The sequence below is a fragment of the Mucilaginibacter kameinonensis genome (genome assembly GCF_003675385.1).
GTDB lineage: Bacteria > Bacteroidota > Bacteroidia > Sphingobacteriales > Sphingobacteriaceae > Mucilaginibacter > Mucilaginibacter kameinonensis.
In genome coordinates, this window is the sequence record NZ_RCWZ01000003.1 from 647,899 (window position 1) to 662,678 (window position 14,780).

The 14,780-nt window shown below is 41.8% G+C and carries 11 protein-coding genes; 1 reads left to right on the forward strand and 10 read right to left on the reverse strand.

Annotated elements, in window-relative coordinates; genetic code table 11:
* Positions 1 to 38: 38 nt before the first annotated feature.
* From EAH55_RS15975 to EAH55_RS16000, 6 genes are all read right to left on the reverse strand, one after another.
* Entirely contained in the window at positions 39 to 3,242 is a 3,204-nt protein-coding gene (locus tag EAH55_RS15975) for an efflux RND transporter permease subunit (RefSeq protein ID WP_167468587.1), read from the reverse strand.
* A 24-nt stretch (positions 3,243 to 3,266) separates the two neighbouring features.
* Positions 3,267 to 4,496, reverse strand: coding sequence for an efflux RND transporter periplasmic adaptor subunit (locus tag EAH55_RS15980; protein ID WP_394339761.1), 1,230 nt, complete (start codon positions 4,494 to 4,496; stop codon positions 3,267 to 3,269).
* Between the two features lie 323 nt (positions 4,497 to 4,819).
* Positions 4,820 to 5,434 carry a TetR/AcrR family transcriptional regulator gene (locus tag EAH55_RS15985; protein ID WP_112571898.1) on the reverse strand — a complete coding sequence of 205 codons (615 nt, stop codon included), beginning with the start codon at positions 5,432 to 5,434 and terminating at the stop codon, positions 4,820 to 4,822.
* 141 nt (positions 5,435 to 5,575) lie between these two features.
* Positions 5,576 to 6,091 carry a DinB family protein gene (locus tag EAH55_RS15990; protein ID WP_121810919.1) on the reverse strand — a complete coding sequence of 172 codons (516 nt, stop codon included), beginning with the start codon at positions 6,089 to 6,091 and terminating at the stop codon, positions 5,576 to 5,578.
* 94 nt (positions 6,092 to 6,185) lie between these two features.
* On the reverse strand, positions 6,186 to 7,346 hold the full coding sequence (locus tag EAH55_RS15995) for an MFS transporter (RefSeq protein WP_121810524.1): 1,161 nt from the start codon (positions 7,344 to 7,346) through the stop codon (positions 6,186 to 6,188).
* Between the two features lie 71 nt (positions 7,347 to 7,417).
* Entirely contained in the window at positions 7,418 to 7,579 is a 162-nt protein-coding gene (locus EAH55_RS16000; RefSeq protein WP_162996902.1) for a hypothetical protein, read from the reverse strand.
* 237 nt (positions 7,580 to 7,816) lie between these two features.
* On the opposite strand from EAH55_RS16000, the gene EAH55_RS16005 reads away from it, so the two are divergent.
* Positions 7,817 to 8,983, forward strand: coding sequence for a putative sensor domain DACNV-containing protein (locus EAH55_RS16005; protein ID WP_121810526.1), 1,167 nt, complete (start codon positions 7,817 to 7,819; stop codon positions 8,981 to 8,983).
* 127 nt (positions 8,984 to 9,110) lie between these two features.
* On the opposite strand, the gene EAH55_RS16010 is transcribed toward EAH55_RS16005, so the two are convergent.
* From EAH55_RS16010 to EAH55_RS16025, 4 genes are all read right to left on the reverse strand, one after another.
* On the reverse strand, positions 9,111 to 9,386 hold the full coding sequence (locus EAH55_RS16010) for a hypothetical protein (protein ID WP_091210495.1): 276 nt from the start codon (positions 9,384 to 9,386) through the stop codon (positions 9,111 to 9,113).
* 155 nt (positions 9,387 to 9,541) lie between these two features.
* Positions 9,542 to 11,674, reverse strand: a complete 2,133-nt coding sequence (gene pnp, locus EAH55_RS16015; protein WP_121810527.1) for a polyribonucleotide nucleotidyltransferase — start codon at positions 11,672 to 11,674, stop codon at positions 9,542 to 9,544.
* Positions 11,675 to 11,801: 127 nt separating this feature from the next.
* Positions 11,802 to 12,080 (reverse strand): 30S ribosomal protein S15, encoded by a 279-nt coding sequence (rpsO, locus tag EAH55_RS16020; RefSeq protein WP_112571906.1) that lies wholly within the window; start codon positions 12,078 to 12,080, stop codon positions 11,802 to 11,804.
* 429 nt (positions 12,081 to 12,509) lie between these two features.
* Positions 12,510 to 14,762: a S41 family peptidase gene (locus EAH55_RS16025; protein WP_121810528.1), complete on the reverse strand. Its 2,253-nt coding sequence runs from the start codon at positions 14,760 to 14,762 to the stop codon at positions 12,510 to 12,512.
* Positions 14,763 to 14,780: the final 18 nt, after the last annotated feature.

Genomic DNA, 14,780 nt, shown 5'->3' on the forward strand with positions numbered 1-14,780 from the left:
TTAAAAACCCGTGATAGTTTTTGTTGATGTTTAATTGATTAAGCTGAATATTCGTTTTCAAGCACGGCCACATCTTTACCATGGTCGCCTGCGTTAGTGGCAAGCGGTTTTGGTTTACCACTGATGCGCTCCTGCAAGCCCTGGAATATCACGTACAATACCGGTATGATAAACAAACCTAATAGTACACCCGAAACCATCCCGCCTGCGGCACCGATACTGATAGAGTGGTTACCCTGTGCAGACGGACCGGTAGCGATACTCATCGGGAACAGACCGAATACGAATGCCATTGAAGTCATGATGATTGGACGGATACGGAGCTGAGCAGCTTCAATAGCTGATTGCACCAGCCCATGTCCTGCCCTTCGCCGCTGTACCGCGAACTCTACGATCAGGATGGCGTTCTTCGCTAACAAACCGATGAGCATGATGAGCGCAACCTGTACATAGATGTTGTTTTCGATACCGGTTAAGCCTAACACAATGAACACACCGAATAAACCGGTAGGTATTGAAAGTATTACCGCCAATGGCAGGATATAACTTTCATACTGTGCTGATAGCAGGAAGTATACGAACACCAAACACAACAGGAATATCACAGTTGACTGACCACCTGAAGCAATCTCCTCACGGGTTTGGCCGGTGAACTCATAAGCAAAACCTTGTGGCAATTGCTCTTTAGCTGTTTCTTCTATCGCTTTGATGGCATCACCAGAGCTGTAGCCCGGTTTAGGGATGGCATTGATCTCAATAGAATTGAACAGGTTATAACGTGAAGCTGTTTCTGAACCATAAACACGGGTTAATTTAACCAGGGTGTTAATTGGCACGTTTTGACCCTGTTTGTTTTTAACAAACACACGATCGATAGCTGAAGGATCGGTCCTGTCGGCAATATCAGCCTGAACAACCACACGGTAGTATTTACCAAAGCGGTTAAAGTCTGATGCCTGGGCAGTACCAAAGTAAGCCTGCATAGTTGACAGGATGTCTTTAACGCTTACGCCTAATTGGTCGGCTTTTTCATCATCAACCTCTAATTGTAACTGAGGGTAGTCAGCTTTGTATGAAGTGAAGGCGAAAGCAACAGCTGGTTTCTGCATCAGCTTCATGATAAAGTTATTGGCCACGCCGCTAAATTTATCCAGCCTGCCGTTTGTTTTATCCTGCAGCATTACGTCAAGCGCTTCCACGTTACTGAAACCAGGAACTGTAGGGAAACTGAACACGAAGAAGGTACCACCCGGGATTCCGCCCAATTTGCCCCTTACTATGTTCTGAATCGCATCGATATTTTTAACCTCGCCCCTCTCTTCAGTAGGCTTTAACAACAGGAAGATAACACCTGCTGATGGACTGCTTGATTGGGTTAAGAAGTTGAAACCAGACAAGGCAGTTACGAACCTTGCTGATGGTAAAGTTTTAAGCTGGTCTTCGGCTTGCTTAAATACTTTATTGGTACCACTTAATGAAGTACCTGATGGTGTATTAACAGCTATAGCCACAAAGCCCTGATCCTCGGTAGGAATGAAGCCTGTTTTTGTTTTGTTTATCATATAAACGGTAGCAACAACTACTAAGGCAAGGCCCGCCATGCTTATCCATTTATTACGGATCAAAACTTTCAAGCCCCCAACATACCTGTTGGTCATATAATTGAAACCACCATTAAAGCCTGCGTAGAATTTCTCTACAAAGCTTTTCTTAGGAGCCTCGTGACCATTTTCGCTATGTTTATTCTTTAAGAATAACGCAGCCAAAGCAGGACTCAAGGTTAAAGCGTTAACGGCCGATATGATAATTGATATAGCCATGGTTAACGCAAACTGGCGATAAAAGATACCTGTTGAACCAGTCATGAAGCTCACCGGTAAAAATACCGCTGCCATAACTAAGGTAATAGATATAATAGCACCTGTAATCTCGTGCATGGCCTCAGTAGTTGCAGCTTTAGGGGTAAGACTTGGATCTTGCTCCATTTTGGCATGCACCGCCTCCACCACCACAATCGCGTCATCCACCACAATACCGATGGCGAGTACCAATGCGAACAGTGTTAACAGGTTAACCGAGAAACCGAACAGGTTCATGAAGAAGAACGTACCGATAATAGCAACCGGAACAGCTATAGCCGGGATTAACGTTGATCTGAAATCCTGAAGGAATACGAATACCACAATAAACACGAGGATAAACGCCTCAACCAAGGTATGTTCAACCTGGTTAATAGACTCATCAAGGTCAGTTTTGGTACGATAGAACTGGTTGTATTTGATACCAACCGGGAAATCCTTAGATAATTTCACCATCAGATTATCGATGGCGATCTGGATTTCGTTGGCGTTTGAACCTGATAATTGTATAATACCAACGATAATACCATCATGGCCGTTCAGGTTACTTACGCTATTATATGAATAAGCACCCAGTTCAACACGTGCTACGTCTTTCAAACGCAACACAGAACCATCTGCATTAGCGCGGATAGCTATGTTCTGATATTCCTCTGGTTTGGTAAGTTTACCTTTATATTTAATTACATATTCAAATGCTTCGTTGCTACGCTCACCAAATTTACCTGGTGCTGCTTCAAGGTTTTTGTCTTGTATAGCGGCGGTTACTTCGGCAGGGGTAACATTGTATGCTGCCATTTGGGTAGGATTTAACCAAACGCGCATTGAGTAATCTTTAATACCACCAAAGATACTGGCAGAACCTACACCCGGAATACGTTTAATTTCCGGAACGATATTGATCTGCGCGTAGTTGGCTACAAAGGTTTGATCGTATTTTTTTGGATCCTCTGAGTAGATTGCCATAGCACCAATAAAGCTGTTTTGCTGCTTGGTAGTTGTAATACCATATTGCAAAACCTCGGCTGGTAACTGGCTTGAAGCCTGAGAAACACGGTTTTGAACGTTTACCGCAGCCTGATCGGGGTTGGTACCTTGTTTAAAGTAAACGGTGATGCCTAATGTACCGTCATTACTGGCGGTAGAGGTCATATAGGTCATATTTTCCACACCGTTAATGGCTTCTTCTAACGAAGGCGTAACGGAACGGAGGATAGTTTCGGCGTTGGCACCCGGATATACCGCTGATACCAATACCGACGGAGGGGCTATATTAGGAAACCGCTCTAAGGGCAGTTTTGTTAAACCAAGTACACCCACTATCACCAACAAAATGGAGATAACAGTTGAGAGTACCGGTCTTTCTATAAATTTCTGAAACATGACTTTAAAGTTTAAGTGTATGTATTAGTGTTTAACTACAGCGGCTACTTTATCAGCCTGTTTTTGAGGCTGAATAACCATGCCTTCCTGTAGTTTATCGATGCCCTCTAACACAATCTGGTCGCCGGCTTTGATGCCTTCTTTATCTTTAACCAGGTAGTGATCGCCCGATTTACCAACTATATCAATAGGTTGTTTTTTAACTTTGCTGCTATCACCAACGGTGAACACAAATACTTTGTCCTGCATTTCAACAGTTGCCGATTCAGGCACGATCAAAGCATCTTTGTGGCTCAGGCTTAGACGGATCTTACCTGTATTACCAGAACGTAACAAACCATCAGGGTTAGCAAAGTTTGCCCTTAGTGTAATTGCACCTGTATTTTTATCAAACTGGCCATCTACGATGTCAATTTTACCTTGTTTAGCATATTCTGTATTATCAGCCAACAACAATGATACTGATGGTACATTTTTCAATTTATCTTTCAGATTAGCGCCAGGATATTGTTCTTTAAAGGCAACAAAATCTTTTTCGCCAAGTGAAAAGTAAACGTGTACGTCATGAACATCTGATAGTTGAGTTAGTGGAGCAACATCTGCGGGAGCAACAAGGCTACCTTGCTTTTTAGCAAGCAGACCGATATAGCCGCTCACAGGAGCTTTGATTAAAGTATAACCTACATTGATCTGCGCTGTAGCTACGTTAGCTTTGGCCGATTCGATATTGGCTTTTGCTACATCTAAAGCTGCTTTGGCAGTTTTTAACTGATAATCTGATACTACTTTATTTGCAACAAGCGGTGTTAATTTATCAACTTCAAGCTGTGCGTTAACATGTGCTGCTTCGGCTGCGTGTAAGCTTGCCAATGCATTATTTAAAGCCGCGCGGTATGGTTGTTCGTTAATTTTAAATATTGGCTGACCTGCAGATACAAAAGCACCTTCGTCAACAAATACTTTATCTAAAGTACCGCTTACCTGCGGCCTGATCTCTACGTTAACAGTACCTTCAATTGAAGCTGGATATTCCTGGAAAGTAGTTTCAGAGCCCGAAGTAATAGTTGCTACCGGTAATGCCGGTGGCGGCGGTGCTGTTGGAGCCTGCGGTGCAGATGAACATCCATATAATGTTAAAGCTGCAACTGCCGCTAAAATGAGTGTTTTCATGAGTGATGATTTTAAGAGTGGTGAATGGATAGGGTTAGAATAAGCCGTTGGGCTTGTGATATATGATGATTTGATTGTTTTCATTGTTTTACTATTGCCGATCATTTTTCAATTGAAATGCCAGTTATACAACCAGCTTATTATCAATATTTTATATAATTTTTATTTTAACTTCAAGTGCCTTATATCGTGATATTCACGTTTTTACATTACGATATATCAAGACGGTGCGCGCTAATTGCAGCTGTTACATAAATTAGATGTTACAACACCGTTAAATCGTTTAACACTGTTAAATGGATTACGTGGGTTGTGAGTGAGCTTTTTCATTGTATTAAGAGTTTGTTTTAAAAGTGCTTTAACATTTACTTAACACTGTAAGGAAATTTAACAGTGTTATTTTTCGGTCATGAAAAAACCTGATCTTTCATCGACCTGATAATACCGCTGATGGTATCTTTCAAAACCTGGCGGTTAACTTCGTCAGAGAATCCTCTGCTTAGTAAATTGATGGATACCAACCCGTGTACAACCGACCAAAAGGTGTAATATTTTGTACAAATCATTTCGTCGTTGATATCCTTTATATTCATTAGCTGCATAATTGCTTCGCTAACCATGGTGGTGAAACGCTGGGCTTCTGGCATTGCTCTTACTACCTCGCAGCAGCAATTCATCTGTACGCCAAACATAACCTGGTAAAGCTCCTTATTTTCAAAAGCAAAATTCCAGTATGCAAGCCACATAGCTTCAAGCTGATCTTCGGGCATCGGATAGTGCTCTTTTGCTTTCTCCATGTCCTTAGCCAGTATTACATAACCTTTGCGGGTAAGTTCCATTAATATGGCATCCTTGTTTGCGAAGTACTCATATATAATGGGCGCGGTGTATTCAATTACATCGGCAATCTTACGCATGCTTAAAGCCTGCCAGCCTTCATGCTTAACTATGTGGAGCGCGGCGTCCAGGATGTTCACCCTGGTTTCTTCTTTTAAGCGCTGTATTCGTTCTTTACTTGCCATTTTGATTACACCATTAAATCATTTAACAGTGTTAAGCAAAAGTATAACGGTTTTAAAGATTATTTACCATCCCTTTGTCATAAAGGTTTCATCCAATTGTCATGGATTAAACCTTTTGAGCAAAATCCGGTCGGCAAGCGCTTATTTTTTTACCAGGTAAACCAATTGCCCAATATGATAGCCCTGGTGTATAGTACGATTAATCAGGATATTCAGTCTGTTACGATGTGGCTCTTTTTCAAAATCCTCTGCAGAAATTGCACTATGCGGTTTAAACCAGTCTTCCGGTTGCATTGCATTCATTTTCTCTGTCAGCGCCTCATTAACTTTGGCCCAATATTGTTTAAGCTCAGCTAACGATGGCTTTTCAAGGCCAGAGTTTTCAGGGTTTTTAATAAAAGTAGCATCAAGCTCAGGATACAGCCTTTCGCCCAAACCTAAGTAGGTAAACATTCCGTCGCTCACAGCTGTAAGATGGCCAAGCAGGTAAACACCGGTGTTGCGACCGGGAGCTGTTTCAGTTGCAAGGGCTTCGTCGGTAAGTTTGTCAAGCAAACCGTTAAGGCGGCTATTTTGCAGTTCCCAGTTAGAAACTACCATCTTGATAAATAACTCAGTTGACGGCTGTACGTTGTTTTCGGTAATGTTTGTGCTCATTTTTTGCAGATGTAATATCAAACCGGCTGATTTGATATTACAATTATAAGCCAAAACCGAATTGAAGTGATACCGATCTGCTTATTTGACAAAACTATGATACCGCGGGCTCGTCTTCAATTTTTCGTACCAACCATATCATCATGGCGGCAAAGGCCGCAACAACAAAGAAAGCTATTTGTAAATTGGCTGCCTGGGCTATAAAACCTACTATAGGCGGCACTATAACAAAACCAAGGTAACCGACGGTTGATATAGCTGCCAATGCCTGGCTGCTATTCATTGTTTTGGACTTGCCGGCCATGCTAAATATCAGCGGGACGATGCATGACACACCCATGCCTATCATAGCGTAACCCAGGTAAATAGTTAATGTAAATGGCAAAAAAACCGATACCAGCAAACCGGCGAAGACCAGCACACTGCTATAAGTTAAAACCTTTTTAATACCAATGGCAGAAACTACCCTATCGCCTGCAAAACGACCAATGGTCATGGTTACCATGTAAACTACAAAACCGGCCTCGGCAAACGATTTGGTGGCATGTACCACCTTTTCAAAATAAACGCCGCTCCAGTCATACAGGGTATTCTCGCAGGCCATGGATGCAAAGCAGATCAAAGAGAATTTAAGCAGGTGCTTATCAGGCATCGAGAATACAGATCTGTCGGGAGTTTCTGCCGGCTGATAATCGTAAGTTGAGGGATAGAATATCATCGAAAGGATGAACATTGCAATGCCCACAAATAATAGATGATATGAAGGCGCTATATTAAATAACACCATCAGATAACCAACGGCAGCACCACCAAAGCCAGCCAGACTCCAGATGCCATGAAATGTTACCATGATTGATTTATCATACAAAGCCTGGATCCCCACAGCTTGCGAATTCATGGATAAGCCCAATATATTACGTGTAGACCCAATAAAGAATAAAACTACAATCAGCTGCCACATATAAGCCGCAAAGCCCGGCAGGCATAACACCAGGCTAAAAGCCAGCGCCCCTATGAGCATCATTACACGACTGCTGAAATGTTTGATCATTTTAGCCGTAAGCGGCATCGTAAGCATCAGGCCAACAGGCATGGCAAACAATACAACCCCTAATTGGGCTTCATTTAAATTAAGCTGATGTTTTATGAATGGAATACGCGAGGCCCATGAAGAATAACCGAAGCCCGAAACGAAGAAGAATACACTGTTGGCAATCCGCATTTTTGATTTGCCCGCAGCCGTTAACTGATCCATACTGTATAATGAAGCCCAAATTTAGCTATATTTTATCAGTATGTACCCGCTATTAGCAATTATACCGTGGCTTACATACAAGGCTCGGCACAAGGGCCATGGTCTTCCGCTTTATGAAAAATTTTATTGAAGCCTTGCTGTACATAAGTTAAACCTAAATTTAATAAAGCCGATACCTGCAACGGCGTAGTGTCTGGCAGGGTGAGTGATATCAGGTGAGATATAATTTTCATGATTACATTATCGTTTCCGGCTGCAAAATTGATACAATAAATCCGAAAAAACTCCACACGGAGCAACAACTGACGTTGGGCAGATAATTGATATCAAGTATGATAAAATACTGACAATGATATATTTAGATGACTATCCTGCTTTTAATTCCGGGGCTGATTATCCGCCAATTGCAATATTGAGGCGTTAGTTTGTATGCACGTTTTTTTAGCTTTACTTTTGAGATAAGTATTTAAATGAAAGACACCACCAAAACTTTGAGTTCAGGACCTACATATAAAGCAGCCGGTAAAGTGGCAACCATTATCGAAAGGCATTTCAGACATTTTCATGCCAAAGCGCTTGCCGATAACAACGAGATAGACCTTGCGCCTACCCCCAGCTGCACCACCATCGAATCACTTATCGATATCTCATTTTGGGCAAGTTTGCGCCGGGAAGAGGGCTTTTCACCAAAATTTACCCTGGCTTTTTTACCGCCCGAAGCAGCCGGTCAGCCATTGCTGTTTGGTGGCAAAATTAAACTTGCGCCCAATATCCTGACCAAATTTGCTTCGGCAGTACAACAACCGGGCATCCATTTAGGCATCTGGATAGAAGATGATGAACTATACATCTGGGGAACCACCCTGGCTATTCCGGCTTATTGTTTTGTGCTGGAAGTAATTGAACCCGGATTGTTAGTGATCAAACATCGCCGTATAGAGGGCTTTGGTAAATTTGTAAACATCGCCATATTAAAAGGCGACGATATTAAAGTAGTTGACGAGCATGGCTCCAGCATTTCTGATTGTCCTAATGTACTTTCGGCCATGCTTGATTTTACTTTGCCATCCCTGTGGAATGATCCGGTAAACGTATTAGTTCAACTGGCTACTTCTATGCAAGCCCATAAGCGCGGCGGTATCTTATTAGTTGTCCCCTCCGAAAGCGAAGAATGGCGCAAATCCATCATTACGCCGATCTCCTACCCTGTTGACCCGCCTTTTTCGGGGCTTACCGATCTGATGATTCACGAAGGCATCGACCGTTACCATACCTCATGGCAGGAAAAAATGCGCCGTGCGGTTGATACCATAGGCGGATTAACTTCGATAGACGGTGCTACGCTCATAAATGATAAACACGAACTGCTGGCTTTCGGCGCCAAAATAGGCCGCTCGGAAGAAAGTTCGCCTATTGAAGAGATTGTAGTTACCGAACCAATAGTAGGCTGCTCAACCCGGGTTATCCATCCGGCTCAAAATGGCGGTACAAGGCATTTAGCCGCAGCACAGTTCGTTTTTGATCAAAAGGATGCCATAGCTTTAGTAGCTTCGCAAGATGGCCGCTTTACGGTATTTGCATGGTCGCCGGTTGTGGGTATGGTGCATGCACATCAGATTGATATATTGTTGCTGTAGATTGTCAGAACTCGAATTAAATGAATTATTCGAATCAACAGAATAGAAGAAGGACAGCGGAGACAAAATTCGATAAATTCACAAAATTCGTTTAATTCGAGTTCAGACAAAAATATCGATTGCAGCCTCAATCACAATTCAACAGCAAATCGTAATATTTCCGCATGAGTACGGTGTCGTAATTAACCAGCGACTGATATGCTTCTGAAACAAGCTCATTGAGAATGGATGAACCCAGCTGGCCTCCTCCATTTGGGATGGAGTCGTAATAAACAATAATTTCCTTAACCCTGATTATTTCATACAGTAACTGCTGAACCAAATCAGTCTGAGTACCCGCCTGCATTCCAGCCGAATTTTTATTCAGGAAATCTAAAGGATCATTATTAGTAGCAGGGGTCATTTTTTATCAAACAGGATCGGAATTATGGTTTTAGCAACTATGTATTAACAGTTAATAAGTTTAAACATCCGGTTTTTGTTTTAAAAAAGTTGAAAAAATTTCAAACAAAATAACAAAACCCTCATAAAGAGGGTTTTGTTGCTATAAAAAATTGCTTAGTTACTTTGTTTTGGTTCCGGTTTAGGCAATAATACCTTACGCGATAGCTTCAGTTTACCTTGCTTATCTACATCAAGCAGTTTTACCCTTACCTCATCCCCTATCTGGAAGATACCATCCATAGTTTCAATACGGCGGTGATCAATTTCAGATATGTGCAGTAACCCATCTTTACCAGGCATGATCTCAACAAACGCGCCGAAAGGCATGATTGATTTCACTTTACCTTCGTAAATTTCGCCTACCTCAGGTTTTGAAGCGATGGCGCGGATGCGGCCCAAAGCAGCGTCGATAGATGCTTTGTTATCGGCAAAGATCTGAACAATACCCTGGTTGTCTTTTTCCTCGATAGAAATGGTAGCGCCTGTTTCACGCTGCATTTCCTGGATGATTTTACCACCGGGCCCGATAACTGCACCAATAAATTCTTTATCGATTTTAATGGTAACAATGCGTGGAGCGTGTGGTTTGTAGTCGGCACGTGCCTCGGTAATGGTTTTAGCCATTTCGCCAAGGATGTGTAAACGACCGTCTTTAGCCTGGTTTAACGCATTGGCTAAAACTTCGTATGAAAGACCGTTAATTTTCAAGTCCATCTGAACAGCAACGATACCATTTTTAGTACCGGTTACTTTGAAGTCCATATCACCTAAGTGGTCTTCGTCACCAAGAATGTCAGAAAGGATAGCATATTTGGTACCCATTTCGTTAGTGATCAAACCCATCGCAATACCCGATACCGGCTCTTTAATTTTAACACCTGCATCCATCAGCGCTAATGTACCGGCACAAACTGTAGCCATTGATGACGAACCGTTTGATTCCAAAATATCAGAAACTATACGGATAGTGTACGGGTTTTCATCTTCAGAAGGCAATACTTGTTTCAATGAACGTTGAGCCAGGTTACCGTGACCAATTTCACGGCGACCAGCACCCCTGTTAGGCCTAACCTCACCAGTTGAAAAACCTGGGAAGTTGTAGTGCAGCATAAATTTCTGGTAGCCGTTAATGAAAGCACCATCAATCATTTGCTCGTCATCCTTAGCACCTAAGGTAACAGAAGTTAATGATTGGGTTTCACCACGGGTAAATACAGCCGACCCGTGAGCAGATGGTAAATAACCAACTTCGCTCCATATCGGGCGGATCTGGGTAGTAGTACGACCATCTAAACGTTTACCTTCATCTAATACAAGGTTACGGATAGCATCATACTCTACATCGTGGTAATATTTTTTAGCAAGGCCTTTAGTGATATCATCAATCTCGCCTAAGGTTTCGATGTAAGCATCACGTACTTCTTTAAATTTAGCGCCACGCTCCTCTTTTGCCGAAGCTGCAGAAGCAATAGCGTAAACCTGATCATAAGTAGCAGCGTAGATAGCTTTTTTCAAATCCTCATTGCTGTGCTCATGGCTGTAAACGCGTTTTTCGGTTTTACCAACTTCAATGGTTAGTTCTTTTTGAGCTAAACACTGAATTTTGATAGCAGCATGTGCAAATTTGATAGCCTCAACCAATTCAGCTTCCTGAATTTCTTTTGATTCGCCCTCAACCATGTTGATATCATGCTCGCTGCCTGCAACAATAAATTCTAAAGTGGCATGCTCAAGCTGGCTTAAAGTAGGGTTAATTACTAACTGACCATCAATTTTGGCAACACGAACTTCAGATATAGGGCCGTTAAAAGGGATGTTAGATACAGATAAAGCTGCAGAAGCTGCCAAACCGGCTAAAGCATCAGGCATAATGTCTTTATCGGCAGATATTAATGAAATCATCACTTGTGTATCAGCGTGATAATCTTCAGGGAATAATGGACGCAAAGCACGGTCAACCAAACGAGAGATCAAAACCTCATAGTCTGATAAACGGGCCTCGCGGCGTAAAAAACCACCCGGGATACGGCCTGTTGCAGCGTATTTTTCCTGGTAGTCAACAGATAATGGCAAGAAGTCAACACCTTCTTTAGCTTCAGGCGATGATACTACAGTAGCCAGTAACATGGTATCACCCATTTTTACTACTACCGAACCATCCGCTTGTTTGGCCAGCTTACCTGTCTCGATCTCAATGGTGCGTCCGTCGCCCAGATCAATAACTTTTTTAATTACGTTTAAACTCATCTTTTTTTGTTTGTGATGCACTTTTCATCTTCGGGAGCGCATCGGATTTTATGTTTGTAAATATATGTTTCAAAAGTAAAAAAGCCATCCTAAAATGGGGATGGCTTTTAAATAAAAAAGGAGAGAATTACTTAATGATATCCCTAAGCTGTAAAGCTTTGATGATAGCACGATATCTTTCAATGTCTTTTTTGTATAAATAAGCAAGTAACGCGCGACGCTTACCTACTAACTTTTGCAGTGATAACTGGGTTGAAAAATCATGTTTGTTTTTTTTCAGGTGGCCAGTTAAATGTGCGATACGAGTGGTGAATAAAGCTACTTGTCCTTCTGCAGAACCTGTGTCTGTAGCTGATTTACCGTGTTTTGCAAAGATCTCTGCCTTTGCTTCTTTACCTAAATACATTACTTGAATAATATTAAAGCGTTAACTATTTTATTAATTGTGGGTGCAAAGATAGTGATTAATTATGCAAAAGCAAGGGGTGGGTAGATTTGTTTTTATGCTTAGTGAATAGTTTATTGGGGTGATTAAGTGAGTTATTGGTTTTATGGGGTTAATGGTTGCTGGCTGATTAAGTAAGTGCTTATTATTGTCTGCACTCGAATTTCTGGAATTAAAGAATTGACAGAATTTCAGGCACATTCGATAAAATCTTTAATTTGTTTAATTCCGGTTCAGACATAAATAAATCCGAAATCAAAAATCCCAACTCCGAAATTAATAATGGCGTTACCTCCGGCCCGCGCTATACGCTCATACGCCTGCAGGCCTTACACACAGGCCGGTATCCGCTCCTATCGCTAACGCAGCTTAATTTAAGAATTAAGCTAATCACTCCCCCAAATTAACCTCCTCCATGATCAAAGCTTTTGCTTTTTCAAGCGGTTCATCGATTCCTGCTTTAATTCCTTTAATGGTAGGCTGTACTACAACGTCAATTTTCACGCCCTTGCGCTGCGTTTGCGTTCCATCCGGGTATAAAATCCCTATTCCCGAAAACAGGGAACTTATGCCGCCCGGCAAAGTAATTTGCGATATATTACCATCTGCCCCAGCCGTTGTGCTCCCTATAACCCTAACATTGGGCGAGCTCTGAAAAGCCATCGTGGTATACTCGGCCTGGCTTTGTGATTGCTCATTTACAATCACTATAACTTTGCCCTGATAAGAATTATCTGGCTGTATGTTGAGCGGCGCTGTTTCTACAAATATCCCTGGCCGATTAATACTTCCGTTTGTAAACTTAACAAATGGCGCAGCGCCCGATTTTATGTACGCGCCAAAGGTAAAGGGCATAAACTCCGAAGGATAACAACGCATATCTATAATAATACCTTTAGTGTCCTTAAACATCTCCCTGATAGCAGGTAGGTTTGCATTGTGATATTTTGCCGGATACAGGTAGCCTATCTGCCCGTTAATCAAATAATAACCCGGGTCCTTAACACTTTTGTTGCTATAATCCATTAACCCAGCCTTGGAAACAAGTACGCCCTCATTAGCAGCATTTATTGTATTTCCGTCGCGCTGTATTGTAAATTCAAAATGCGGGTTATTGCTCCTTAGTAAATAGTTGCCGGGCATATCTCTTAGCTGCGTCGAATAATTAGATGCCGCAGTTATAGGCAGATATTTTCTGATCAGTTCATCAACCGTAATACCATTAATAGCAGTTATCATATCCCCTATCCTTAACTTTTCTTTAACAGCAAGCGAATCAGACTCAAAGCCGGTTATCACCAGTTTATTCTCCACAAACCGGGCCTTAAATGATGGGCGGTATTTACCTCGGTAGTCTTCTAACTCGGCATTACCACTCCAGATATTAGCATGCGTATCGTGGATGCTACTGATAAGCTTAAGCGTGGTGAGTATATATTCTGTTGAATTTTTATTACCAACAAACTGGGGAATAAACTCGGGCAAGGTTTGGTTCCAATCTTTTCCTATCAAATGTTTGTAAGGAAAAAAGTACTGCACCATATTCCAATATTTAAACAGGCAGAGCAAGCGGTAGCCTGCGTCAGGATATTTCATTCTGTAATATCCATTTTCATGATCAAACAAGGGATTGCCTACCCCCTCTACCATACTTACATAATAACTTTCGCTTATTTTATGGTTATTTAAAATAAAGCGGAGTTTATCAGTAAATGATTTACTAAGTACCGAATGATCAAACAGATTTCCATAATCGGGCGTGGGCTTAACCGCTCTACTAACATCAATCTTACAATCGTCACAAACATTCACTTTACCAAACTTATCTGCCCATTGTTCAAGCGCTTGGCTCAACTCGTTATTATTGCGCGCTTTTATAACAGCCGGCATCACCCTAAAGAGCTCGGCATCCATATTATAATCTCCTTTAGCTACAGCAGGATGATGATATTTTAAAAAGCCCCAAACCTGAGCAAGCAGTCTCAAATTGGTAGTTGCCTGCTGATTAAGTGTAATGGTATTAATTCCCGAACCATTTGCGAAAGCCGTATCCAACTCAGCTTTTGCCCGGACTATCTCTTTCGACGGTACATTTTCGATGGGCTTACCGTCAATAAACAATTGTAAATTATCGACCCAAATTTTTCCTTTACCTGCCAAAAGCGCACCGCCAATTACATTAATTGCCTTTTGGCCATTGTATGGTAATTTGATGCTATATTGTTTCCAGTCGCTTGTACCGCGGATATTTCGGCGCTGCATATTGTCAAAAGCGGAAGTACCGCCCACCCCAAGCCACAATCCTGCAAAACCAGAGCCAACACCTTCAAGTTTCAAGTATCCTTTTAGTTCAATCTCATTTCCTTCAAATCTCTTTGGAATGGCGAAGCTAACAATACTATATCCGGCACTATCCACCGTCGAAGCAATTGACAGCGCATATTTACCATGCTGCACAACAACGCTGTCTATTGCATGTTTATAATCACGGCCGTCGGTATGGTTCCAACCCTCAGGATATTTACTTTTCTGATTTATTTTTTCAAAATCGCCATTTAATAAATCTTGTTGATTTTGGCCATTTGATTTATTGCAGCTAAACAAGCACATTAAGAGGCATAAAAGCACCAGGAAGTTTTTCATTGATTTGGATAGGTTAAG